We start from the raw sequence: 24,166 nt of genomic DNA, 5'->3' as shown, positions 1-24,166 counted from the left end.
GGATCAGTCAGTGAAATGGGGGTTTTCGATCAGCAGCGCCATGCCCTGGCCTCCGCCGATGCAGGCCGCTGCGATGCCATAACGCAGGTTGCCGTGGCGCAGCTGCCGGGCCAGGGTGTGCACCAGGCGCAGGCCGGTGGCGGCCAGGGGGTGGCCGAGGGCAATGGAACTGCCGTGAACGTTGAGCTTTTCCCTATCGAGTTCGAGTGCCTGAGCTACCGCCAGCAACTGGGCGGCTTGCGCCTCGTTGATCTCGAAGCGGTCGATCTGTTCCAGGCGCAGGCCGCTGCGCTCGAGCAGCAGTGCGATGGCTGGCACGGGCCCGATGCCCATGGTTTTCGGCGGCACGCCAACGGCCGTGGCCATCAGCAAGCGCGCCAGCGGTGGCTGGCTGCAACCCGAAAAGCGCGTGACCACTGCCGCCGCCGCGCCATCGACCACGGCACAGCTGTTACCGGCGGTTTGAACGCCACCGTCATGCACTGGGCGCAATCGGGCCAGAGACGCCGCGTCGGTAGGCCGTGGGTGGCTGTCCCGGCTGACCTCGCTCACTGCGCGCGGTAACGCGATGGCCCGTGGCAGGCAGCCTTCTGCGCTGAACGCCTGCGCCGTGACAGGTACGATCTCATCGTCGAACCAACCCTGCGCCTGGGCGTGCAAGGCGCGCTGGTGGCTGCGCAAGGCCCAGGCATCCACCGCGTCACGGCCCAGGCCATGCTCACGGGCCAGCAGCTCGGCGGTAGCGATCATGTCCATGCCGGCAGCGGGGTCGTACAACGCCTCCCAGAGAAAGTCCTTGAACCCGACCGGCGCGCCAAGGCGGAAGCCGCCCCGGTGTTCGTAGGCAGCGATCGGGTTGCGCGACATCGACTCGGCGCCCACGCACAGCACGTACTGCGCGCCACTGCGCAACTGCTCACCGGCCTGGCGCAGCAACTCCAGCCCGGTGCCGCAGATACGCTGCACCGCCAGCGCCGGAACGCCTTGCGCTACGCCACAGTACAGGCCGATGTGACGCGGCAGCATGTAAGCATCGAAACTGGCCTGGGCCATGCTGCCGGCAAGCACGCTGTCCACTGCCTGGGGTGCGATAGCGGCCCGCGCCAGCACCGCCCGACCGGCCAGGATACCCAGGTCGATGGGCGAAACCCCGGCCAACGCACCGCCCAGGTCGACCCAAGGCGTGCGCGCCATCTCGACGATGGCGGCGTCCTCGAACGCCGTGCACAGCCCGCCGCGGCTCATGGCAGCGCCCCGGCGCGCAGTGCGCCCGGGTCTTCGCCGCGGTACAGCGCTTCGACCTGCGCAGCGCGCCGTTGCAGCACAGCACGCTGGTTGATCGAGCCCTTGTCGGTGATCTCGCCGGCATCGATCGACGGCGACTCGGCGAGCAGCGATAACCATTCGATGCGGCTGGCGTTGCCCTGGGCATCCCGGTTCAGGCGCTCCAGCCAGCCGCCGAACCACTGGCGCACGGCATCACTGGCCAATACTTCGGCATCGCTAGCACCGGCAGCCAGACCAGCCAGTTGCCGGCACTCGGGCATACGCGGGAATACCAGCAGGCCCAGGCATTCCCGGTCCGGCGCGGTCACCACGACATCCTGCACATAGGGTGAGCCCTCCAGTACCGCACGGTTGCGCAGCGGGCCAACACTGACGAACACCCCCGAAGACAACTTGAAGTCCTCGGCGATGCGGCCATCGAACATCAGGCCCTGCTCGGGTTGCTCGGCAACAGCAAGTTTCAGGGCGTCACCCGAGCAGTAGAAGCCTTCTGCGTCGAAGGCCTCGGCGGTCTGCTGCGGCGAGCGCCAGTAGCCCGGCATGATGTGTGGGCCACGGAAACGCGCCTCCAGCTTGCCGGCCTGCGGCACCAGCTTCACTTCGCAGCCCGGCGCGGGCAAGCCGACATAGCCGGCCATCGACAGCGGCCCGGTGGTGAAGGTGCACGACGGTGAGGCCTCGGTCATGCCCAGGCCGGCCATCATGCGGATACGCTCGCCACAATGCTGCTCGGCAATCCGGTCGAGGCGGTCCCACACGCTCTGCGACAGGCCCGCAGCGGCGAAGAAGAACAGCTTGATGCGGGCAAAGAACACCTCGCGCAGCGTGGCGTCCTGCTCCAGCGCCTTGACCAGCTCTTCCCAGCCCTTGGGTACGGTGAGGTAAGCCGTGGGGGAAATCTCGCGCAGGTTGCGCAGGGTCTCGGCAAAGCCTTGCGCAGTCGGCTTGCCGGTGTCCAGATAAAAGCTGCCGCCGTTGTACAGCACGATGCCAAGGTTGTGGCTGCCCCCGAAGGTGTGGTTCCACGGCAGCCAGTCCACCAGCACCGGGGGCTCCTCGGCGAACACCGGGAAGGTCTGCAACAGCATCTGCTGGTTGGCGCACAGCATCCGCTGGGTGGTGATCACCGCCTTGGGCAGCTTGGTCGAGCCCGAGGTGAAGAGGAACTTGGCGATGGTATCCGGCCCGGTGGCGGCGAATGCCGCATCGGCCGCAGCCAGGTCGGCAGGCCGCAGCAGGCGGTCAAAACTCAGGTGGCGACGGCCCGAGGCCACGCCGCGCACGCTGATCACCGCGACCGATTCGTCCAGCACCGCGTCGAAGGCACGCTGGAACGGTTGCGCGTCGCAGGCAAACACCAGGCCTGGCGTCAGTACCTCGCACACATGGCGCAGCTTGGCGAAGTCCTGCGACAGCAGCGCATAGGCCGGCGACACCGGGCAATAGGGAACGCCGGCGTACATGGCGCCAAGGGCGATCTGCAGGTGCTCGATATCATTGCCGGAAAACACTGCCAGCGGCCGCTCGGCGCTGAGGCCAAAGCCCAGCAGGTTGGCGGCGATGGTGCGCACAGCGGCGAGCATCTGTGCGTAGCTGATCGCACGCCAGGCACCGTCCGCCTGGCGCGCCGCGATGAAAGGGGTGTCGGGGCGCACGGCAGCCCAGTGCAGCAGGCGGTCCAGCAGGCGCGCCGGCAGCGGCGCCAAGGACTCGACGGGCTGCATGCGCAGCACGCCATCGACATGGCTGACCTGCACCTGGGGATGCCCGATGGCCACCTGCCGGTAGCGCGGACGTTGGCCAGGGTCGGTCGACCGTGAGCGGGCTTCGGTATTCACGCAGGTTGCTCCTTGTTCTTGTTGTACATCCTGCCGCCGCCTGGCGTTGCAGGCGGCGGTCTTCTTGCGCGTTGCCTGGGAATTGGAGGCTAGATCGGGTAATGCCGCGGGCCTTGCTGCAGGGTGACCCAACGCAGCTGGGTGAACTGGTCGATGGCGGTGCGGCTGCCGAAGCTGCCGTAGCCGCTGGACTTGACCCCGCCGAAGGGCATCTGTGCTTCGTCGTGCACGGTCGGGCCGTTGATATGGCAGATACCCGACTCCACCCGTTGTGCCAGGCCCAGGGCGCGGCTGGTGTCGCGGCTGAAGATGGCCGACGACAAACCGAATTCCGAATCGTTGGCCAGCGCCAGCAGCGCTTCGTCCCCCTCGGCGCGCAGCACCACCGCCACCGGCCCGAAGGACTCCTCGCGGTACAGGCGCATGCTGGCATCGACGTTATCGAGCAAGGTCGGTTGCAGGATGCTGCCGTCCAGCTGGCCACCGCACACCAGGCGCGCACCCTTGGCCACGGCGTCGTCGATCAGCGCCTTGATGCGCTCGCCAGCCTCAGCGCTGACCAGCGAACCGAGCACCGAGGTGCTGGCCTGCGGGTCACCGGCGCGCAGCCCGGCGACCTTCCCCGCCAGCTTGTCGACAAAGGCGTCGGCGATGCGGCTGTCCACCACCAGGCGTTCGGTGGACATGCAGATCTGGCCCTGGTTGAAGTAGGCGCCAAAAGCCGCGGCTTCTACCGTGGCGTCCAGGTCGGCATCATCGAGTACCAGCAGCGGCGCCTTGCCACCCAGTTCAAGCAAGGCAGGCTTGAGATGGCGGGCGGCCAACTCGCCGACGATGCGCCCGACATGGGTTGAACCGGTGAAGTTGACGCGGCGCACTGCCGGGTTGGCGATCAGGCGCTCGACGATGGCCGGGGCATCTTCCGGGGCATTGCTGATGACATTGACCACCCCGTCGCCGAGGCCGGCGTCATGCAACACCTGGCCGATCAACCGGTGCACCGCAGGGCTCAGCTCCGAGGCCTTGAGCACCACGGTATTGCCGCAGGCCAACGGCATGGCGATGGCGCGTGTGGCGAGGATCACCGGGGCGTTCCACGGCGCGATGCCCAGCACCACGCCACAGGGGGCGCGCAGGGCCATGGCGAAGCTGCCAGGCACATCCGAGGGAATCACCTGGCCGGTGATCTGCGTGGTCATGGCCGCGGCTTCGCGCAGCATGTTGGCGGCCAGCTTCACATTGAAACCGTACCAGTTGGCCATGGCCCCGGTTTCGCCGGCCGCGGCGATGAACTCGGCAGCCCGCGCCTGCAAAAGGTCCGCTGCGCCGAGCAAGCGGCTGCGCCGCTCACCGGGGGCCAATACCGCCCAGGCCGGAAATGCCGCGTGTGCCGCAGCCACCGCCGCATCGGCATCGTCCAGGGTGGCGGCAGCGGCTTGCGACACCACCTCGCCCGTCACCGGATTGCGGCGTTCGAACGTGCGTCCATCGCTGGCGGGACGTGGCTGCCCGCCAATCAGCAAAGGCACCTGCAACATGCTCATTCCTCTTGTTGTAGTTATAGAGAAATACCCGCGGGCAGCGGCGGATCAGGCCATTGCCCGCTGCTGGATTCAGCGCTTGTAGGCTTGCAGACCGGGCTTGATGCTCTTGTCGTCAAGGAACTGCTTCATGCCCTGCTCGCGACCACCCGTGGTGTCCAGCAGGCGCGACTGGTCGAGCTTGGCGTAGAGGTAGTCTTCGTTCTGCTCCCAGGTGAGCTCGCGGCAACGCTTGAAGCCGTTTTTCGCGGCGCGCAGCACCACCGGGTTCTTTTCCAGCAGGTTCAGCGCCAGCTCACGGGTGGTTTCACGCAGCTCGGCCAGCGGCACGCTGTCGTTGACCAGGCCCATTTCGGCAGCCTTGCGGCCGTCGAAGGTCTTGCCGGTCATGATGTAGTACAGCGACTGGCGATGGCCAACGGTATCGGCCATGGCCTTGCTGACCAGGTTGCCTGGCGGGATACCCCAGTTGATTTCCGACAGGCCGAAGGTCGCCTCGTTGGCGCAAATGGCCAGGTCGCAAGCCACCAGTGGGCTGAAGCCGCCGCCGAAGCACCAACCGTTGACCATCGCGATGGTCGGTTTGGCGTACAGACGCAGCAGCTTCCATTGCCACTGCGAGGCTTCACGGCGGATCTTCTCCTGGAGGATTTCCGGGCCGGCGTCCACCTCTCGGAAGTATTCCTTCAGGTCCATCCCTGCCGTCCAGGATTCGCCGGCCCCCGTCAGCACCAGCACACCTGCATCGGCGTCCTGCTCGAGGGTTTCCAGCACGTCGACCATCTCCCGGTTCAGGGTGGGGCTCATGGCGTTGCGCTTTTCCGGGCGATTGAGGGTGACCCAGGCGATGCCCGCCTCCAGTTCGACCTTGACGGTGGTCCAGCGGCCTTCGTATTTGCTCATGGTTCTGCACTCTTGTTGTTCGGGGTGATGGGCTTACGCTAATCGAGCAAATTAGTTATGTCAATTAACCATTATGAAAGTTATCTTTCTTCACCTTGCTATCGAGCAGCTTTTTTACTGGCACGCCCCTAGCCTGATCGTGCGGGGGCAGGCAAACTGGGTAACTTTCTTATCAATAATCGAGGAGCATGCCCTCTGATGGCCAGGTCTGCCCACACTGCCGATACCGCCCCCCTGCTTCCCGCTGCCGGGGAAGTGGTACTCGAGGACTTGATCGGTTACGCGTTGCGCCGCGCGCAACTGAAGCTGTTTCAGAACCTGATTGGTCGTCTCTCGGCGTACGACCTGCGCCCGGCGCAGTTCTCGGCGCTGGCGATCATCGAGCAGAACCCGGGGCTGATGCAGGCAGACCTGGCGCGGGCGCTGGCGATCGAGCCGCCGCAGGTGGTGCCCATGCTGAACAAGCTGGAAGAACGGGCGCTTGCAGTAAGGGTGCGCTGCAAGCCGGACAAGCGCTCGTACGGCATCTACCTGAGCAAGGCGGGTGAAGCGCTGCTCAAGGAGCTGAAGCAGATCGCCAGCGACAGCGATCGCGACGCGACGTCAGCGCTGGATGATGAGGAACGGGGGCAGTTGCTGAAATTGCTGACAAAGATCTATCAGGATTGAGCCCATCACAGCGCAAGCACCAACTCGGGGCGAAACCTGCAGCAGGCTGCATGACGCGCCTTTTTGATGCACGCCAGGCGACAGCATCGGTGCAGGCCAGCCACCACTGGGCGCTACACCGCCCTTCGACGCCAAGGTAAAACCACACCTTTTCAATGCCTTAGCGCTCACTGCCGCGCATTCCGGTGCTGCGCCGAACTTTCGGCACTTTCATTGCAATGGCCTTTTGCATGCACAACGCACTGCCAGCAACGGTAGCAAGGAGTGGCTATGTCCCGGGCTTTTTTCAATGAAATGTACGAAGTGAACGGCAATTGCCGCCCGCATTACCAGGAGTTCGCCCGCTGGTTGGCCAATACCCCGCTGGAGCTGCTGGAGCAACGCCGGCGCGAAGCCGACCTGCTGTTTCACCGCGCCGGCATCACCTTCACCTTGTACGGCGACAAACAGGACACCGAGCGCCTGATCCCCTTCGACATCATCCCGCGCAGCATTCGCGCCAGCGAATGGCGCATGGTCGAGCGCGGTTGTATCCAGCGGGTGCAGGCGCTGAACCTGTTCCTTCAGGACATCTACCACGACCAGCGCATTCTCAAGGCTGGCATCATCCCGCCAGAGCAGGTGCTGGCCAACGAGGGCTACCAGATCGCCATGCAGGGCCTGGACCTGCACCGTGGGCTCTATGCCCATATCGCCGGCGTCGACCTGGTGCGCGACGGCGATGGCAGCTACTTCGTGCTGGAAGACAACCTGCGCACCCCCAGCGGGGTGAGCTACATGCTCGAAGACCGCAAGATGATGATGCGGCTGTTCCCCGAACTGTTCGCCGCCCAGCGTATCGCCCCCATCGACCACTACCCCAACCTGCTGCTGGATACCCTCAAGAGCGCCAGCCCCCTGGACAACCCGACCGCCGTGCTGCTCACCCCGGGCCGCTTCAACAGCGCCTACTTCGAGCATGCCTTCCTGGCGCGGGAAATGGGCATCGAACTGGTCGAGGGTGCCGACCTGTTCATCCGTGACGAGCATGTCTACATGCGCACCACCGCCGGCCCGCAGCAGGTGGACGTGATCTACCGGCGCCTGGACGACGACTACCTGGACCCGCTGTCGTTCAACCCGGACTCGATGCTGGGTGTGCCGGGGCTGATCTCGGTGTACCGCGCCGGCAATGTAGTGCTGGCCAACGCGGTGGGTACCGGGGTGGCCGACGACAAGTCGATCTACCCCTATGTCGGCGACATGATCCGCTTCTACCTGAGCGAAGAGCCGATCCTCAACAACGTGCCCACCTGGCAGTGCCGCCGGCCTGCAGACCTGTCCCATGTCCTGGCCCACTTGCCCGAGCTGGTGGTCAAGGAAACCCAGGGCTCCGGTGGCTACGGCATGTTGGTCGGGCCGGCGTCGACCAGTGCCCAGATCGAGGACTTCCGCGCCCGCATCAAGGCCCGCCCGCATGCCTATATCGCGCAACCCACACTGTGCCTGTCCACCTGCCCGACCTTCGTCGACAGCGGCATCGCCCCACGCCATATCGACCTGCGCCCGTTCGTGCTGTCGGGCAGTGAAACCCGCCTGGTACCCGGTGGCCTGACCCGCGTGGCGTTGCAGGAAGGCTCGCTGGTGGTCAACTCGTCGCAGGGCGGCGGTACCAAGGACACCTGGGTGGTGGAGGACTGAACCATGCTTTCGAGAACCGCTTCCGACCTGTACTGGATGTCACGCTACCTGGAACGTGCAGAAAACCTCGCGCGCATGCTCGAGGTCAGTTATTCGCTGTCGCTGATGCCCCAGGCCGGGCGCAGTGACGGCCATGCCGAACTGGCCATGTCGCTGCTGGCCTCCGGCACGCTGGACGACTACCGCCGCCGGCACACCGAACTCGACACCGAGCGCATGTTGCACTTCTTTGCCCTCGACGCGACCAACCCCAGCAGCATCTATTGCTGCCTGCAGGCGGCCAGGACCAATGCCCATGCGGTACGTGGGCGGATAACCGCCGACATGTGGGAAAACATCAACGCCACCTGGATCGAGATGCGCAACATCGCCCGCAACGGCCTGGGCCAGTATGGCATCAGCCAGTTCTGCGACTGGGTCAAGGAGCGCTCGCACCTGTTCCGCGGGGCGACCTCGGGCACCATCATGCGCAACGACGCGTACAGCTTCATCCGCCTGGGGACCTTCCTGGAGCGGGCGGACAACACCCTGCGTCTGCTCGATGCGCGCTATGAAATGTTTGGCGAGGCCTCCGAAGAGGTCAGCGACGACTCTGCCCGCGGCTATTACCAGTGGAGTGCCCTGCTGCGCGCGCTGACCGCGTACGAAGCCTTCAACGAGCTCTATCGCGCTGCGCCCAGTGCCCGGCCAGTGTCCGAGCTGCTGTTGCTGCGGGTGGACGTGCCGCGCTCGCTGCATGCCTGTATCGAGGAACTGGACCAGATCCTCGCCAGCCTGCCCGGCAGCACCGGGCGCGCCGCCCAGCGCATGGCCGCCGAACTCAATGCACGCCTGCGCTACACCGCGGTAGACGAAATCCTCGAAGCCGGCCTGCACCCGTGGCTGACCGACTTCATCGGGCGCATCAACCAACTGGGCCAGGCGGTCCATCACTCCTACCTGGAGGTCGTATGAAACTGTCCATCCGCCACGACACCACCTACAGCTACGCCAGCGACGTCAGCAACAGCATCCAGTTCCTGCGCCTGACGCCACGCAACAGCGAACGCCAGCGCATCGATGAATGGCAGCTGGACCTGCCGTGCAAGGTGAAGGGCCAGATCGACCCGTATGGCAACATCCTGCATGTGCTGACCCTGGAAAAGCCCCATGGCCATCTGGCGCTGACCGCCAGCGGCCAGGTCGACATCGACCCGGCATGCGAGCACGAGGCGGGTGAACTTTCACCACTGCCCTTCCTGCGCGGCAGCCACCTGACCCAGGCCGACGACACCCTCAAGGCCTTTGCCCGCCAGCACTGTGGCGAACACCGCGACCGCTCGGCGCTGATCGGGCTGATGCAAGGCCTGGCCGAGCACATGCCGTACCGCCCAGGTGCCACCTCGGTGGGCACCACCGCCATCGAAGCGTTCAACGGCGCTGCCGGGGTCTGCCAGGACCACACCCACGCCTTCCTCGCCTGCGCGCGCAGCCTGGGCATACCGGCACGCTACGTCTCCGGCTACCTGTGCACCGAGGACGAGCAGCACCTGGCCAGCCACGCCTGGGCCGAAGCCTGGGTCGACGACGCCTGGTATAGCTTCGACATCACCAACCGCCTGACTCGGCCAGAACGCCACCTGAAGCTGGCAGTCGGCCTGGACTACCTCGATGCCTGCCCGGTCAGGGGCGTGCGCCGTGGTGGCGGCGCCGAATCGATGCAGGCCAGCGTCCATGTCCACCGCCAGTGACCGCGGCAACATCCGTTCATTGAGATAACAAGGGAACCCGCATGACTTACTGTGTCGCCATGCACCTGGCGGACGGGCTGGTCTTCATCAGCGACTCACGCACCAATGCCGGCATCGACCAGATCTCGACCTTTGCCAAGCTGTTCGTGTTCAGCCTGCCAGGCGAGCGCCTGATCGTCCTGCAGACCGCCGGCAACCTGGCCACCTCGCAGTCGGTGGTGAACCTGCTCCAGCAACGCACCCGGGGCCCCGGCCCTCACCTGCTGAACGTGGCCACGCTGTACGACGCCACCGTGCTGGTCGCCGATACCCTGCGTGAGGTGGTCAGCCGCGACCGCAGCAAGTTGACGGCCGGCATCGACCTGAGCTGCTCGTTCATCGTCGGCGGCCAGATTGCCGGCGCCGACATGGCCATCTACAACATCTACGCGCAGGGCAACTTCTTCCAGGCCACCGCCGACACGCCGTTCCTGCAACTGGGCGAAAGCAAGTACGGCCGGCCGATTCTCGACCGCAACCTGAGCTACCACACGCCCCTGGACGAAGCGCTGCGCTGCGGCCTGATCTCGTTCGACTCGACCATTCGCAGCAACCTGTCGGTTGGCATGCCGCTGGACCTGCTGGTGTACCGCAAGGACAGCCTGGAAACCCACTCGCGCCAACGCATCAGCAACGACGACGCCTATTACGCACAGATTCGCCGGCAATGGAGCGATGGCCTGAAAAAACTGCTGGCCGAGCTGCCAGCGCCGCCGTATGGCTGAAGGCCAGCCACTGACGAGGGGCAAATCTGTACAAAATTATTTTTCTGTATAGCTTTATCCGGACACCTGCACTATACCTTGTACATCGACTTAACTTTGTACAGGTATTGTGCATGTCCACCTACCTGCAGCACTTCACCGAACGCTTTGCCACGCTGGGTGCAGACAACCTCGAGCTGCTGGGCGACCTGTACAGCGAGGATGTCACCTTTCGCGACCCGCTCCATCACATCAGTGGGCTGACGGCCTTGCGTGGCTATTTCGCGCAGCTGTATGCCAATGTTGCCGAGGTCCGCTACACCTTCGAGGGCCTCGACGAGCCGCAACCGGGCCACGGCTACATCCGCTGGACCTTGCACTTTCGCCACCCACGCCTGGCCGGCGGCCAGCCGATCAGCCTGCAAGGCTGCAGCCACTTGCGCTGGCGCGGCCGGGTGCACTTTCACCAGGACTACTTCGACGCTGGCGCCTTGCTGTATGAACATGTTCCGGTCATGGGCCGGGCAGTTCGCTGGCTCAAGGGCAGGCTGGCATGAGCCGGTGCTGGCTCACCGGTGCAAGCAGCGGCATCGGCGCGGTGCTGGCGCAGCGCCTGCTGGAGCAAGGGCACCAGGTGGCGCTGGGGGCACGCCGGGCAGAAAGCCTGACAAACCTCGCCGCACGCTTTCCGGGCCAGACCCTGCTGGCCGTGGGCGATGTCGACCAGCCTGAGCAGGTGGCGCGGATTGCCACGCAGATCGAGCAGGCCTGGGGCGCGCTCGACCTGGTGATCCTGAACGCTGGCACCTGCGAGTACCTGGAGCCCGGGCAGTTCGACCCAGCCCTGGTCGAGCGGGTGATCCGTACCAACCTGATCGGCACCAGCCATTGCCTGGCGGCTGCCCTTCCCTTGCTGCGCCGCGGCCAGCGCCCACACCTGGTGGTGATGGGCAGCTCGGTCAGCTGGCTGGCGCTGCCACGGGCCGGTGCCTACGGCGCGTCCAAGGCAGCACTGCGCTACCTGGTCGAATCGCTGCGCCTGGACCTGACCCGCGAGGGTATCGATGTCACCCTGATCAGCCCCGGCTTCGTCGACACCCCGCTGACGCGCCGCAACGACTTTGCCATGCCCCAACTGTGGAGCGCCGAGCGCGCCGGCGGGTATATCGTCGCGCGCCTGCCCCGTCGCCCGCTGGAGATCACCTTCCCTGCCAGCTTCATCCTGTTGCTGCGCCTGCTCGGCGCACTGCCGGCACGCTGGCGTCTGAAGCTGGGCCAACGCCTGGCGCGTCAACCCCAGGGCTGAACCATGCGCATCGCTATCATCGGCAGCGGCATCGCCGGCCTCACCTGTGCCCACCTGCTGTCACGTCGGCACGCAATCACCCTGTTCGAAGCGGCGGACCGGGTCGGTGGGCACACCCATACCGTCGATTTGCACTGGCGTGGCCAGCACTACGCGGTGGACACCGGCTTCATCGTCTTCAACGACTGGACCTATCCGCACTTCATTCGCTTGCTGAAGCACCTCGGTGTCGCCTCGCGGATGACCGAGATGAGTTTTTCGGTGCACGATCCGCGTACCGGCTTCGAGTACAACGGGCACGACCTGAACAGCCTGTTTGCCCAGCGCCGCAACCTGCTGTCGCCAGGCTTCTGGGGCATGCTGCGCGATGTGCTGCGCTTCAACCGCCAGGCGCTGGCCGACCTGGACCAGCAACGTATCGATGGCGCGACCACGCTGGGCAATTACTTGCGCGACAACCGTTACGGTCAACGCTTCATCGACCATTACATCGTGCCGATGGGCTCGGCCATCTGGTCCATGTCACGGGCCGATATGCTGCATTTTCCGCTGCAGTTCTTCGTGCGTTTCTGTCGCAACCACGGGCTGCTGTCGGTCAACCAGCGCCCGCAATGGCGGGTGATCGAGGGTGGTTCACGCAGCTATCTGGCACCCCTGTGCCGGCCCTTTGCCGAGCACATCCGGTTGAACTGCCCGGTGCAACGGGTAAGCCGCGACGATGAAGGCGTGACCGTGGCCTGGCCAGGCGCCAGCGAGCGCTTCGACAAGGTGGTGTTCGCCTGCCACAGCGACCAGGCCTTGGCGCTGCTGAGCAACCCCAGTGAGCAAGAGCAGGCAATCCTCGGCGCCATCCGCTACGCCAGCAACGACGTGGTGCTGCACACCGATACCCGCCTGCTACCCCGCCGACGCCGGGCCTGGGCCAGCTGGAACTACCGCCTGGATAGCAGCCAACAGGCCCCCGCAGCGCTCACCTACGACATGAACATCCTGCAGGGCATCGAGGCGCCGGTCACCTTCTGTGTCAGCCTCAACCAGACCGTGCTGGTGGACCCGGCGCAAATCATTGCCCGCTTCGAGTACGCGCATCCCCAGTACAGCCTTGCCGCCGTGGCCGCCCAGGCCCGCCAGGACGAACTGCAGGGCCCGCTGCACAGCTACTACTGTGGCGCCTACTGGGCCAATGGTTTTCACGAAGACGGTGTGCTCAGTGCGCTGAACGTCGCCAGGCACTTTGGAGAACAGCTGTGAACAGTAGCCTGTGCCACGGCTGGCTCAACCACCGGCGCCTGACGCCTGGGCAGCACGCGTTCCGCTACCGCATCGGCATGTTCTACCTGGACCTCGACGAGCTGCCGCAGCTGCTGAGCCTCTCCCGCTGGCTCGGTCGCTCGCGCCTGGCACCGCTGTGCTGGCGCGAAACCGACTACCTGCCCGTGTTGACTGGCCAGGGCATGCCCCTGGTCGAGGCCGCGCGCCTGCTGGTTGGCCAGGCCACCGGGCAGGTACCCGACGGCGCCGTGTACCTGCTGACGCAACCACGCTGCTGGGGTCTGTCGTTCAATCCGGTGAGCATCTATTTCTGCCACGACCGCCACGGGCAGGTCGCGGCCGTGTTGCTGGAGGTACGCAACACCCCGTGGCGCGAGCGCTTTCACTACGTGCTGCCAGCGCATGGCGAGCTGGCCCAGCCCTTTGCCGTGGCCAAGGCCTTCCACGTCTCGCCGTTCATGCCCATGGACATGGACTACCGGCTGCGCTTCGCCGTCGATGCGCAGCGCGTGCGCGTGCACATGGAAAACTGGCGCGCCGGGCAACAGGTGTTCACAGCGGACCTCGCCTTGCATCGCCAGCCGCTCGACCGCGCCAACCTGCAACGTCACATCCTCGCTTTTCCCTGGATGAGCCTGCGCACCGTGACCGGCATCTACTGGCAAGCCCTGCGCCTGCTGCTCAAACGCACCCCCGTATACGATCACATCGCCAGCCAGCACGACCTGGCGCTTGGCCAAACCCTCCGCGAGGAACCCGACCATGTCCGAACCGACCTTGAGCGTTAGCAAATCGGCCAGCATCGCTCCGCTGCTCGGCAGCCTGGCCCGGCGTGCGGTGCTGGCGCAGCTGCGCCAGCTGAGCCATGGCCACCTGCGCCTGATCAGTCGGGACCAGCAATGGACATTCGGCGATATTGCCAGCCCGCTCTACGCGGAGGTGGAGATCGTTGATGAGGCAGCCTGGGGCCTGGTGGCCGGCAATGGTTCGATCGGCGCTGGCGAAGGCTACATCCACGGTTACTGGCGCAGCCCGGACCTGGCTGCGGTGACGCGGCTGTTCGTCGCCAATCTCGAGGTGCTGGACGCCCTGGAGGGCGGCCTTGCTCGCCTGGCGCAGCCGGCCCTGCGCCTGCTGCATCGCCTCAACCGCAACAGCCGGCGCGGCGCGCGGCGCAACATCCTGGCCCATTACGACCTGGGCAATGCCCTGTTCGAACGGCTGCTCGATCCGACCATGATGTATTCCGCGGCGCGCTTCGACAGCGCCGAGCAAAGCCTGGAACAGGCCCAGGTGAACAAGCTCCGGCAGATCTGCCAGAAGCTCGAACTCAAACCCGGCGAACACCTGCTGGAAATCGGCAGCGGCTGGGGCAGCCTGGCCATCCACGCGGCGGTGCACCATGGTTGCCGCGTCACCACCACCACGCTCTCTGCCGCGCAGCACGCGCACACCGTGCAGCGGGTCAAGGCGCTGGGCCTGGAGCGGCAAGTCAGCGTACTGCACGAGGACTACCGCGACCTGCGCGGGCGCTTCGACAAGCTGGTGTCCATTGAAATGATCGAGGCCGTCGGCCACCGCTACCTGCCCACCTACTTCCGTCAGTGCGCCGCGCTGCTCAAGGACGAAGGCCTGATGCTGCTGCAGGCCATCACCATCCGCGACCAGCGCTACGCCCAGGCCCGGCGTTCGGTGGACTTCATCCAGCGCTACATCTTCCCCGGTGGCGCCCTGCCCTCGCTGAGCGTCCTGCTCGACACCGCCAGCCGCCAGACGGCGCTTAACCTGGTGCACCTTGAGGATTTCGGCCAGGACTATGCACGCACCCTGCGCCATTGGCGCGACAACCTGCGCCATTCGCGCACCGAGCTGGCCAGGCTCGGTTACGACGACACCTTCCAGCGTTTGTGGGAGTTCTACCTGTGCTATTGCCAGGGCGGCTTCGAGGAGCGAACCATCGGCGTGGCCCAGATGCTCTGGGCCGGGCCCAAGGCGCGGCGGGCGCCACTCCCGGGCGCCTGAGCATGGGCCGCCGTGGCTGGCTGCTCGGCAATGCGCTGTGGCTGCAGGCCGGCTGGTGGCTTTGCGTGCTGGGGGCGCACAGGCCCTGGCTGTTGCTGATCGTGGTGGTCGGCCTGCTGCTGCACCTGTGCCTGAGCCCAGGCGGCGAGCTGCGCGTGCTGCTGGGGATAGCAGCGGCTGGCTGGCTGCTGGACAGCACCCTGGGCGTGCTCGGTGTGTTCCGCTTCGGGCAATGGCCGCTGCCGCCCTGGCTGGCATTGCTGTGGCTGGTGTTGGCCAGTGGCATGCGCCATAGCCTGGCAGGGTTTGCCCAGCCCGCATGGCGCGCAGTGTTGCTGGGCATGTTCGGTGGCCCGTTGGCTTACCTGGCCGGCGCCCGGTTGGCCGGTGTCGACCTGCCGATGGGGCGCCTGGATACCGCGCTGATCCTGGCGCCGGTCTGGGCATTGGTGCTGCCGCTGGGGTTGCGCCTTACGGCTAGGGTTTGATCAAAGGCGGTGCTCACAGGCGCTGAACAACCGTCGACGAACACCTGGTGGCCGTTATGCGTTCCTAACCAGCACACAGGCGTGACCGATCACCTCCCCCATAAGCCGTCGCGCGAGCCGGCCCCGCGACAACAACCCGCCTTGCGTGCCCCACGCCCCAGGCCAAGGCGCGGCTCATCGATTCCCCAGGCCTGGAAGCGAACGCCTCTTCATGCAGCGCCCTGCCACAGCCTGCGTACACGCCGATGAACATCTGCGTGTTACCTGTTCGCGACAGTCGCACCTGGACATCGATGGTTGTGCCATCGTCCAAAGTTTCATCATGAGCCTGATGATGAAGTATCGGATCAGCCCAGTTCCTGAACACATCACCACGAATCCGCATGCCGCCCTCCTGCGACTTTAGTCTTGTATGTATGGCTCACCAAACCATAGCGGAGAAGGTCAATAGCGCAACGCGATAATGGCAGATTGCCAACCCCGTCCGACTAGCGGCCCGCCTAGTCGGCCAGCGGATACAGGCTTTGCAACAATCGGTCCTGCTCAGATTGTGGTCCCAGGTAGCGCGTGAACAGCTCCTGGCCGCGCAGCCCGGCAAGCGCCTGGCTCAAGGCGCTGTCCACCAGCAGCCGAAAATCCTCATCGCCACGGGCCATCGCCAGCGCGACGCGGTTCATCACGAACAAATGCTCCGGTACCCACAACTGCGCGCGCTCGGCCTGCCCAGCCTGGTAGGCCAGCAAGACCATCCGCTCGCCCAGGAAGGCATCGACCTCACGCGCCGCCACCCGGCGCACCCCTTCCTGATAGGTGGGCACCTCTTGCAGGGTGGATTGCAAGCCAAGCTGGCGAATGCGTTGCCGGGCCCAGTCGCTGCTCACCGTGCCTTGCAGCACGGCAAAGCTGTGTTTGCTCAAGCCTGCATTGATCGTCGCACGCCAGCGCGGGGCGCTATCGCTGGCATTGCCGCTGAGTGGGCCAAGCAAGGTACTGGGCGCATCACGCCGAACCATGGCCGCCAGCCCGGAGGTGAAGATCGGGATGGAGAAGTCCAGGTTCTTTCGCCTGGCGAGGGTTTCCACCACAGGGGTGCAAAACAGATCGACCTGGCCCGAACTCAGCGTGTTCGCAACCTCCTGCTCCGCCAGCGCCCGCCAGCGCACCTGCAGCCCGGCAAAACCGGGCGTCTGGCGAAGCCGTTCGGCGACGGCCCGGCACAATTCGACCGCGTAACCTTGGGGTGCCTGTTCGCTGCCCGAAGAAAACGGTGCAAAGCCATCCATGAAGCCAAGCGTCAGCACCTGGCTAGCACGTAGCCGGCTCATGGTATCGGCTGCGGCAACCGCGCCGTAAGGTGCCGCCCAACCGAGCAGGCCGGCAAGGCACACGCTGGCCAGTCTTGCTTTGCGGCTCATGGCGTACCTCCGATCATGTCCAGCGCCTTGATGAAACGCTTGGCAATGAAGCCGAACAACAGGTACCCCAACGCCATGATCAGTGCCGCACCGAACACGGCCTCCAGGCCCGAGGCGTAAAGCGCATAGAAGCAATAGCACACGGCGACCAGCATGATTGCACTGTTGCGGCGGAAAATGGCGATGTCCACCTGGGCCTTGTACATGATCACCAGCAAGCCGGTCAGCGAGGTGATGTAGGGAATGATGTTGGTGACCGCCGCCAGGTTGACCAGCCTGCCGAACTGGGCGCTGGCGTTGGGCGACAAGGTCGACAAGGCAATCAGGCTCTGCAGCACCGCACAGGTCAGCATCCCGGCCAGGGGAACACCCCGGGCCGTGGTGCGGGTGAACAGCTTCGGGAAAAGCCCCTGCCCGGCCGTTACCTTGGCGGTTTCTGCCAGGGTGAACTGCCAGCCCAGCAGCGAGCCGACGCAGGCGATCACCGCCAGGCCCATGATCACGTTGCCAACGGTGTCATCGAACATCCGCGCGTACGCCAGGGCAAACGGTGCGCTGGCGTTGGCCAAGTCGGCGTTGGGCACGATGCCCTGTATGACACTGGTCGACAGGATGTACACCACTGCCGCGCCCAGCGTGCCGAACAGGCAGGCCAGCGGCACATTGCGCTTGGGGTCCTCCACCGCGTCGGAGTTCTGCGCGGCCGACTCCATGCCCAGGAACGCCCACAGTGTCAGCGGAATACTGTTGGTGATCGCCTGGCCGACAGGTACCTGCCCCGGGTTCCAGGCCTGCTGGAACGTAGCAGTACTGAACCAGAACCAGCCGATCAGGCTCAGGCCTGCCACCGGGACGATGACGCCCCAGACACTGATCGCCCCCAGGCGCCCGGTGATGTCGGCGCCCCCCAGGTTCGCCAGGGTCGTGAACCAGATCAGCGTCACCGCCCCGACCAGCAGCGGCACCGCACCGCTGCCGAGCCAGGGAATGAAGGGCGTGAGGTAACCGACGGCGGAAATGCCTATGGCAACATTGCCGATCATCAGCGAAAGAAAATACAGGTAGGAACAGAGGAAAAAGGCCGATTTGCCATGGGCCTCTTCACTGTAGGCCGACATGCCACCTGAGCGCGTGCAGTAGATGCCGCACTGGGCGAAGCAATAGGCGATGGCCATCGACCCCACCGCCGTGATCACCCATGACAACAACGAGACGGCGCCGATCTGCGCCATGCTTGCCGGCAGCATGATGATGCCGGAGCCCATCATGTTCACCGTGACCAATGTCGTGAGCCCGACCAGGCCCATTTTCTTTGCAGGATCGCGCACGATGATGACCTCCGCGCAACTAGTCGATGGCAATAGGGGCGATTGCACTACAAGAGCGTCGGCCAGCCAGGTGCAGCGCACCCACAACGCGGCCAGTACCGCTAGATTCTGCTACATGATGATGGCTGGTGATTTGCCGTGCAGCCAGGTACGAGGGTGAACAAAACCGTCGTTTGCTTCTTTCCAGGAGTGCCCCATGCGAGCCATGAAACAGTTGCGGCATGACTTCATCCGTGAGTTCTGGCGCGGCCTGCGCGTCGTCTGGCCAATCGTGTCGGTACTGCTGGCCGTCATGGCCTTGCTTGGGCTGGTGGTCGGCGAGCTGGAAGGCTGGCCCTTGGGCGATGGCCTGTACTTTTCCTTCGTGACAGGCCTGACCATCGGCTACGGAGACCTGGTGCCCAAGCTTGGCCTGGCGCGCTGCCTGGCCATGCTGATCGGCCTGGCCGGCATCGTCATGACCGGATTGATCGTTGCAGTCGGCGTGCATGCGTTGCGCAAATCCCTTGAAGATCAGGGTGTCCACTGACCAGTAGCCGGCTCCACCCGCCCTGCATGGCAACGGCAAGCAGATCGGCTACAACAGTACATAGCACTCGGGCGGCCTGACAGGAAGCGAGCGAATGGCGGCGAAACACAGACTCTACGAGATCAGGCTGAGTCCATTGCTGATCCCAATGCTACTGTTCGCTCAGGCAGCAATCGCCGAGGATCTGGAACCCAGGGCCTACGCCAACACGCCGGTCGGCATCAACTTCCTGTTGCTGGGCTACAGCGAACTGCGTGGCAACGTGACCGCCAACCCCTCAGTCCCGCTGGAGGACGCCAGGCTCGACATCGAAACGGTGGTGTTTGCCTATGCCAGGTCATTGGAGGTCTGGGGCCGTTCGGCCAAGTTCGATGTCGTCGTACCCGAGGCAAGGTTGACGGGCTCTGCCTTGTTCGCCGGTGAGCCGCGGGAGCGCAATGTGACCGGCCTGATCGACCCGAGATTGCGCTTTTCGGTCAACTGGTATGGCGCCCCGGCACTGTCCCTGGCGCAGTTTCCCAGCTACCAGCAGGACGTGATCATCGGCTCCAGCCTGGCGATCACCGCGCCGCTTGGCCAATACGACTCCAGCCGGCTGGTCAACCTCGGCAACAATCGCTGGTCGTTCAAGCCCGAAATCGGCATCTCCAAGCGCATCGGCGCGGTGACCCTGGAATTGTCAGGCGCGGGCACCTTCTTCACCGACAATGACCAGTACCTTGGCAACCGCAGGTTTTCCCAGCGGCCGATCTACCAGACCCAGGTGCACCTTATCTATGCCTTTCAAAACGGTATCTGGGCCTCGCTTGACGGTACCTACTTCGCGGGTGGCAACACCTCGGTCGACGGGGTTGGCAACCACGACTTCCAGGAAAACTCCCGCTATGGCTGCACCCTCACCCTTCCGGTCAACCGCAACAACTTGGTGAAGCTGTTTGCCAGCAATGGCGCGCACACCCGCACCGGCAGCGAGTTCGATGTGGCGGGAGTGGTCTGGCAGTATCGCTTCGGTGGCGGGCTGTGAAGGCCAGCGGCATTTGACAGCCTCCTCCCGGCCAACTACTCAATAGGTTTGTGAAATCGCAAGGTGAGGAGCATGAACATGGAACGTACCCTGGCTTCCCTGCTGATCGCGAGCGGCGTGCTGGCAACCGGGCAGTCCCTTGCCGGCGGAAAGGACCTGGCGCCAGGGCCGACTGTCAACGATGGTCCGTTGCTTTGGCACAATGAAAGCCTGACTTACCTCTGGGGCAAGAACTACAAGGTCGACCCGCCCATCCAGCAGACCTTCACCTTCGAGAGTGCGAGCAACTGGACGTGGGGTGACATCTGGTTCTTCGTCGACCAGATCAACTACAACGGCAAGGAAAGCGCCAATAATGGCAACAGCAGCTATTACGGCGAATTCAGCCCGCGCCTGTCGCTGGGCAAGCTCAGCGGCGCCGACCTGTCATTCGGCCCGATCAAGGATGTGCTGATCGCCAGTACCTACGAGTTCGGCGAGGGTGATGTCGAGGCTTACCTGCTCGGCCCAGCCGTCGATCTGGCCATACCTGGTTTCGACTACTTCCAGCTGAACGTCTACTACCGCAAGCCCGACGGCAACCGCGTACCCTCCGGCGCGTGGCAGGTGACGCCGGCCTGGGCCATCACCTTTCCGGCAGGCAACTCGGACATCCTGTTCGACGGTTTCATGGATTGGGTGATCAACAACAAGGATGCCAGCGCCAGCCACCGCAACCAGTCGGACTACCACGCCAACCTGCACTTCAACCCGCAGCTCAAGTACGACCTCGGCAAGGCCATGGGCTACGAGGCCAGGCACTTGTACGTGGGCCTGGAGTATGACTACTGGTCGGACAAGTACGGCATCAGGGACTCGAAAGGCTTCACCACCGATCAGAACACCGCGAGTGCCTTGGTCAAGTATCACTTCTGAGCTCACTAGCAACGGTGGGGCGGAATCCGCCGGTCGCAGAGTGACCGCTATCGACCCATTGCAGCCGCTCACGAATGGGAACGATCGCCCGGCATCGGATGATTGTTTGACACGGCCTACGTTCACCCGCTGCACCTTTGGAGTGCTAGCTCACACTCAAACGGTTTCCACCTGTGCCTTGTGGAAAAGCGAAAACAGTTCTTGCGGCGATTTTATATTCAGCTTCACGTAGACATGCCGCCGGTGGACCTTGACGGTCTCTGCCGAGATACTCAGCTTGCCGGCCACTTCCTTGTTCGAGCAGCCGCTGAGGATCAGGCGGATCACATCCAGCTCCCTGGCGGTCAAAGGCGTACCAAGGCGCACCATCGCCTCTTCAAGGTTGGATTGCCAGCGCGGCGCCTGGCGAGGTGCGCTTTCAGGCATCGCTGCCTCGAAAAACATACGCTGGCGCATCAGGCCCACTACCCACGGGCGAATCATCTCCAACAGCGAAACCTGCTCGGGCGTGAACAGGTGCCGGCTTCCCAGTGACAGGCACAGGCTGCGCACTTCATCCAATCGCACGTTGTAGTGCAACTCATCCTGCTTCACATAATGGTTGAAGTAACGCTCGTGGTACTCGGTGTCCTTGAAGCGCTCCGGCGCCACGTCCGCCAGACGGAACAGCCCGGTTGCAGGTTGTTCGCGGTTGGCGATGTAGAAAGGGTCGAGTAGATACATGCCCTTGATGTAGTCGTGGAACAGCGGGTCGGGGCCTTCCCCTTCATACGGGCTTTCAGCGAATGCAAACGGGCAACCGTCGCTGAACAGCAGCACCGCCCAGTTATCAATCGGCACATATTCGCTTATCAAACGGCTTAGGGTTCGCCAGAAATCCGCCTTGTCCAGGTGTTCGATCACGTGGCCGGCAGCGCGATGCCAGGCCATGTCCTGGAGCGTTGGTGTCATGTATCTACCCCCTGGGGTTAACCACTCGACGTGATAGGAAACGGGCTGAAAAAACGCATAATTGCATCGACCTTTTGCAAAAGTCACTTATTTCCTGACCGGGACTTAGCCCGATACCAAGGTCCGAATATGAAGCTCGAACTTGTACAGCTGGCGGGGCGCGATGGCGACACCGCCTACAATCTGCGACGTACGCTGGACGCCATCATCCATTGCGCTCCAGGTGTCGATATCATTGTTTTTCCCGAAGCGCAGATCACCGGTTTCCTGAACCACCAGAACATTGCCGAACAGGCCTTGGCCCTGGACAGCCCCATTATCCTGGCCGTCCAGCAGGCCGCTCGTGAGCGCCAGGTGGCGGTGGTAGTGGGGCTGATCGAGAACGACGGTGGGCATTATTACAACACGACGTTGTTCATCACCCCTGAAGGGGTTCAGCTCAGTTATCGCAAGACCCACCTCTGGGTTTCCGAACCCGGGCTGGTGCTGCCCGGCGACCGTTATGGCACCGTGGAGTGGCGCGGCGTGCGTATCGGCCTGCTGATCTGCTACGACACCGAGTTCCCGGAAACCGCCCGGGCTGTAGCGGCACTGGGCGCCGAGTTGATCCTGGTCACCGATGGCAACATGGAACCCTATGGTCACGTGCATCGAACCTCGGTCACCGCCCGTGCGCAGGAAAACCAGGTGTTCGCCGTGGTCGTGAACCGGGTTGGGGACGGTGAGGACAATACCGTTTTCGCCGGTGGCAGTGCGGTAATCGACCCGTCCGGGCAGATGTTGTTGGAAAGTGGGCGCCAGGAGTGCCGACATGTCATCGAGTTGGACATGACCCAACTGGCCGATGCTCGTGCGCTCTACCACTACCAGGCGGACCAGCGCTTCCAGTTGCCCGGTGAACGCATCGAACACGCCGATGGCCGCCGTGAACTGCTGATTCCCTGAGCAAGGCTTCACGTGCCCACGACCACCGGGCTCGCGCCAACGATAACAATAATCCAGCGACAGTCTGCGGACTGCACGGTCGCAAGCCGGCACTCCGCCAGGAGTCTTCCATGACGCTTCACCGTTTACTGAAGTTCGGCCTCATCGCGCTGCTCGGTACCAGCTTGAACCCCGCATACGCGGAGCCTGCCCGTGTGCACCTGTATAACTGGTCGGACTTCCTGGCACCGGAAACACCCAAGGAATTCGAAGCAGATACGGGTATCTCGCTGATCTGGGACGCCTTCGACAATGCCGAAGTGATGCAAAGCAAGCTGATGACCGGGCGCACCGGTTATGACGTGGTGATGGTACCCGACGACCTGTTGCCCAGTTTGGCCAAGGCCGGAGTGATACAGGAGCTGGATCGTGAACGGCTGAACAACTGGTCTCACCTAGCCCCGGAAATCCTGGAAAAGCAGCAAGGCAACGACCCGGAAAACCGCTATGCCGTACCGTACATGTGGGGCACTACTGGGATCGGCTATGACCAAGCCAAGGTCGAGCAACTGCTGGGCAAGAACGCGCCGGTGAATTCCTGGGACCTGATATTCAAAGAGGAAAACATCGCGAAGCTCAGTAAATGCGGCGTCGCGATGCTGGATGCACCCGTGGAGATCGTGCCTATTGCGCTGAACTACCTGGGGCTGCCACCCAATAGCAAGAACCCCGAAGACTATCGCAAGGCTGAAGCGTTGCTGCTCAAGATCCGCCCGTATATCCGCTACTTCGATTCCTCGAAGTTCACCACCGACCTGGCCAATGGTGACATCTGTGCCGTGGTCGGCTGGGGCGGCTCGGTCTACAGCGCCAAGGTTACGGCAGACCATGCCAACAATGGCGTCAAACTGGCCTACAGCATCCCGAAAGAAGGCGCGCCGGTCTGGTTTGAAAACATGGTGTTGCTCAAGGATGCACCTCACCCGCAGCAGGGCTATGACTTCATCAACTACATGCTGCGCCCGCAAGTGATTGCCAAAAGCTCCGATTATGTCGGTTATCCCAATGGCAACAAGGACGCCACGGCCCTCATCAATCCGCAGCTGCGCGACAATCCGGCGTTTTACCCCTCGAAGGAGATAATGGCAACGCTGTATGCGCTCGAAACGCTGCCGCTCAAACTGGAGCGTGTGCGTACCCGGATCTGGAGCAAGGTGAAGAGTGGCACTTGATTGTCGCGCCGCAGATCGTCCGCATTATAAAAATCCGCTTGACCGGAGTACGCATGACTATCTCAGCAGACTTGATCATTACCCACGCTGACATCCACACCATGGACCCGAACCTGCCGAGGGCCCAGGCCATTGCCGTGCATTAGGGGCGCATGGTCGCTGTGGGTGCTAACGTCGATATCGAACGCATGGCGGGCATCGAGACCCGCCGAATCAACGCACAGGTCGGCTGATGGTGCCCGGCCTGCAAGACACCCACTTGCACTTTCAGCTCAGCAGCGCCGACCTCTACCACAATGCTGCGCTATACACAGCTACCACCCTGGATGAACTCGTGGGCTGTGCCCTCGACGTGATCTATCTCACCTG

The 24,166-nt window shown here is 63.8% G+C and carries 24 protein-coding genes; 16 read left to right on the top strand and 8 right to left on the bottom strand.

Annotated elements, in window-relative coordinates:
• Positions 1 to 3: 3 nt before the first annotated feature.
• From OCX61_RS11680 to OCX61_RS11665, 4 genes are all read right to left on the bottom strand, one after another.
• Complete coding sequence (locus OCX61_RS11680) at positions 4 to 1,245, bottom strand: thiolase family protein (RefSeq protein ID WP_261943942.1); 1,242 nt, start codon at positions 1,243 to 1,245, stop codon at positions 4 to 6.
• Positions 1,242 to 3,125, bottom strand: coding sequence for a feruloyl-CoA synthase (locus OCX61_RS11675; RefSeq protein ID WP_261943941.1), 1,884 nt, complete (start codon positions 3,123 to 3,125; stop codon positions 1,242 to 1,244). The genes OCX61_RS11680 and OCX61_RS11675 overlap by 4 nt, the downstream gene beginning before the upstream one ends.
• An 89-nt stretch (positions 3,126 to 3,214) precedes the next feature.
• Positions 3,215 to 4,663, bottom strand: coding sequence for an aldehyde dehydrogenase (locus OCX61_RS11670; protein WP_261943940.1), 1,449 nt, complete (start codon positions 4,661 to 4,663; stop codon positions 3,215 to 3,217).
• A gap of 75 nt (positions 4,664 to 4,738) precedes the next feature.
• Positions 4,739 to 5,569, bottom strand: a complete 831-nt coding sequence (locus OCX61_RS11665; RefSeq protein WP_010954234.1) for a p-hydroxycinnamoyl CoA hydratase/lyase — start codon at positions 5,567 to 5,569, stop codon at positions 4,739 to 4,741.
• Positions 5,570 to 5,767: 198 nt separating this feature from the next.
• Between OCX61_RS11665 and OCX61_RS11660 the strand changes: the two genes are divergently transcribed.
• The 11 genes from OCX61_RS11660 to OCX61_RS11610 all read left to right on the top strand — a co-directional run bounded on the left by OCX61_RS11660 (position 5,768) and on the right by OCX61_RS11610 (position 15,479).
• Complete coding sequence (locus OCX61_RS11660; protein ID WP_261943939.1) at positions 5,768 to 6,238, top strand: MarR family winged helix-turn-helix transcriptional regulator; 471 nt, start codon at positions 5,768 to 5,770, stop codon at positions 6,236 to 6,238.
• A gap of 270 nt (positions 6,239 to 6,508) precedes the next feature.
• The gene (locus tag OCX61_RS11655) at positions 6,509 to 7,918 is read left to right on the top strand and encodes a circularly permuted type 2 ATP-grasp protein (protein WP_261943938.1); all 1,410 of its coding nucleotides are present in this window, start codon (positions 6,509 to 6,511) and stop codon (positions 7,916 to 7,918) included.
• Between the two features lie 3 nt (positions 7,919 to 7,921).
• On the top strand, positions 7,922 to 8,872 hold the full coding sequence (locus OCX61_RS11650; protein ID WP_261943937.1) for an alpha-E domain-containing protein: 951 nt from the start codon (positions 7,922 to 7,924) through the stop codon (positions 8,870 to 8,872).
• Positions 8,869 to 9,648 (top strand): transglutaminase family protein, encoded by a 780-nt coding sequence (locus OCX61_RS11645; protein ID WP_261943936.1) that lies wholly within the window; start codon positions 8,869 to 8,871, stop codon positions 9,646 to 9,648. The genes OCX61_RS11650 and OCX61_RS11645 overlap by 4 nt, the downstream gene beginning before the upstream one ends.
• A 41-nt stretch (positions 9,649 to 9,689) precedes the next feature.
• The gene (locus OCX61_RS11640) at positions 9,690 to 10,412 is read left to right on the top strand and encodes a proteasome-type protease (RefSeq protein WP_261943935.1); all 723 of its coding nucleotides are present in this window, start codon (positions 9,690 to 9,692) and stop codon (positions 10,410 to 10,412) included.
• A gap of 113 nt (positions 10,413 to 10,525) precedes the next feature.
• Positions 10,526 to 10,948 (top strand): nuclear transport factor 2 family protein, encoded by a 423-nt coding sequence (locus OCX61_RS11635; RefSeq protein WP_261943934.1) that lies wholly within the window; start codon positions 10,526 to 10,528, stop codon positions 10,946 to 10,948.
• Positions 10,945 to 11,697 carry an SDR family NAD(P)-dependent oxidoreductase gene (locus OCX61_RS11630; RefSeq protein ID WP_261943933.1) on the top strand — a complete coding sequence of 251 codons (753 nt, stop codon included), beginning with the start codon at positions 10,945 to 10,947 and terminating at the stop codon, positions 11,695 to 11,697. Before OCX61_RS11635 ends, OCX61_RS11630 begins: the two co-directional genes overlap by 4 nt.
• 3 nt (positions 11,698 to 11,700) lie before the next feature.
• On the top strand, positions 11,701 to 12,948 hold the full coding sequence (locus OCX61_RS11625) for an NAD(P)/FAD-dependent oxidoreductase (RefSeq protein WP_261943932.1): 1,248 nt from the start codon (positions 11,701 to 11,703) through the stop codon (positions 12,946 to 12,948).
• Positions 12,945 to 13,757 carry a DUF1365 domain-containing protein gene (locus tag OCX61_RS11620; protein ID WP_261943931.1) on the top strand — a complete coding sequence of 271 codons (813 nt, stop codon included), beginning with the start codon at positions 12,945 to 12,947 and terminating at the stop codon, positions 13,755 to 13,757. The genes OCX61_RS11625 and OCX61_RS11620 overlap by 4 nt, the downstream gene beginning before the upstream one ends.
• Positions 13,732 to 14,991 (top strand): SAM-dependent methyltransferase, encoded by a 1,260-nt coding sequence (locus OCX61_RS11615; RefSeq protein WP_261943930.1) that lies wholly within the window; start codon positions 13,732 to 13,734, stop codon positions 14,989 to 14,991. The genes OCX61_RS11620 and OCX61_RS11615 overlap by 26 nt, the downstream gene beginning before the upstream one ends.
• A 2-nt stretch (positions 14,992 to 14,993) precedes the next feature.
• Complete coding sequence (locus OCX61_RS11610) at positions 14,994 to 15,479, top strand: DUF2878 domain-containing protein (protein ID WP_261943929.1); 486 nt, start codon at positions 14,994 to 14,996, stop codon at positions 15,477 to 15,479.
• A 64-nt stretch (positions 15,480 to 15,543) separates the two neighbouring features.
• Here OCX61_RS11610 and OCX61_RS11605 read toward each other — a convergent pair whose 3' ends face one another.
• The 3 genes from OCX61_RS11605 to potE all read right to left on the bottom strand — a co-directional run bounded on the left by OCX61_RS11605 (position 15,544) and on the right by potE (position 18,222).
• Positions 15,544 to 15,864 carry a hypothetical protein gene (locus OCX61_RS11605; protein WP_261943928.1) on the bottom strand — a complete coding sequence of 107 codons (321 nt, stop codon included), beginning with the start codon at positions 15,862 to 15,864 and terminating at the stop codon, positions 15,544 to 15,546.
• A gap of 115 nt (positions 15,865 to 15,979) precedes the next feature.
• A complete protein-coding gene (locus OCX61_RS11600; protein ID WP_261943927.1) occupies positions 15,980 to 16,894 on the bottom strand; it encodes a transporter substrate-binding domain-containing protein in 915 nt (304 codons plus the stop codon).
• Positions 16,891 to 18,222, bottom strand: coding sequence for a putrescine-ornithine antiporter (gene potE, locus OCX61_RS11595; protein ID WP_261943926.1), 1,332 nt, complete (start codon positions 18,220 to 18,222; stop codon positions 16,891 to 16,893). Before potE ends, OCX61_RS11600 begins: the two co-directional genes overlap by 4 nt.
• Positions 18,223 to 18,418: 196 nt before the next feature.
• Between potE and OCX61_RS11590 the strand changes: the two genes are divergently transcribed.
• The 3 genes from OCX61_RS11590 to OCX61_RS11580 all read left to right on the top strand — a co-directional run bounded on the left by OCX61_RS11590 (position 18,419) and on the right by OCX61_RS11580 (position 20,690).
• Positions 18,419 to 18,751: a potassium channel family protein gene (locus OCX61_RS11590; protein WP_261943925.1), complete on the top strand. Its 333-nt coding sequence runs from the start codon at positions 18,419 to 18,421 to the stop codon at positions 18,749 to 18,751.
• 148 nt (positions 18,752 to 18,899) lie between these two features.
• On the top strand, positions 18,900 to 19,775 hold the full coding sequence (locus tag OCX61_RS11585) for a transporter (protein ID WP_261943923.1): 876 nt from the start codon (positions 18,900 to 18,902) through the stop codon (positions 19,773 to 19,775).
• Between the two features lie 78 nt (positions 19,776 to 19,853).
• Complete coding sequence (locus OCX61_RS11580) at positions 19,854 to 20,690, top strand: outer membrane protein OmpK (RefSeq protein ID WP_261943922.1); 837 nt, start codon at positions 19,854 to 19,856, stop codon at positions 20,688 to 20,690.
• 156 nt (positions 20,691 to 20,846) lie between these two features.
• Here OCX61_RS11580 and OCX61_RS11575 read toward each other — a convergent pair whose 3' ends face one another.
• A complete protein-coding gene (locus OCX61_RS11575) occupies positions 20,847 to 21,641 on the bottom strand; it encodes a helix-turn-helix transcriptional regulator (RefSeq protein WP_261944302.1) in 795 nt (264 codons plus the stop codon).
• Between the two features lie 129 nt (positions 21,642 to 21,770).
• Between OCX61_RS11575 and OCX61_RS11570 the strand changes: the two genes are divergently transcribed.
• Positions 21,771 to 22,586, top strand: a complete 816-nt coding sequence (locus OCX61_RS11570) for a carbon-nitrogen hydrolase family protein (RefSeq protein ID WP_261943921.1) — start codon at positions 21,771 to 21,773, stop codon at positions 22,584 to 22,586.
• A gap of 110 nt (positions 22,587 to 22,696) precedes the next feature.
• Positions 22,697 to 23,797 carry a polyamine ABC transporter substrate-binding protein gene (locus tag OCX61_RS11565; protein ID WP_261943920.1) on the top strand — a complete coding sequence of 367 codons (1,101 nt, stop codon included), beginning with the start codon at positions 22,697 to 22,699 and terminating at the stop codon, positions 23,795 to 23,797.
• Positions 23,798 to 24,166 lie beyond the last annotated feature (369 nt).

It is taken from the genome of Pseudomonas sp. LRP2-20 (assembly GCF_024349685.1).
GTDB lineage: Bacteria > Pseudomonadota > Gammaproteobacteria > Pseudomonadales > Pseudomonadaceae > Aquipseudomonas.
The sequence above is the reverse complement of the archived record's forward strand: the minus strand, read 5'-3'. Positions and strand labels throughout refer to the sequence as shown.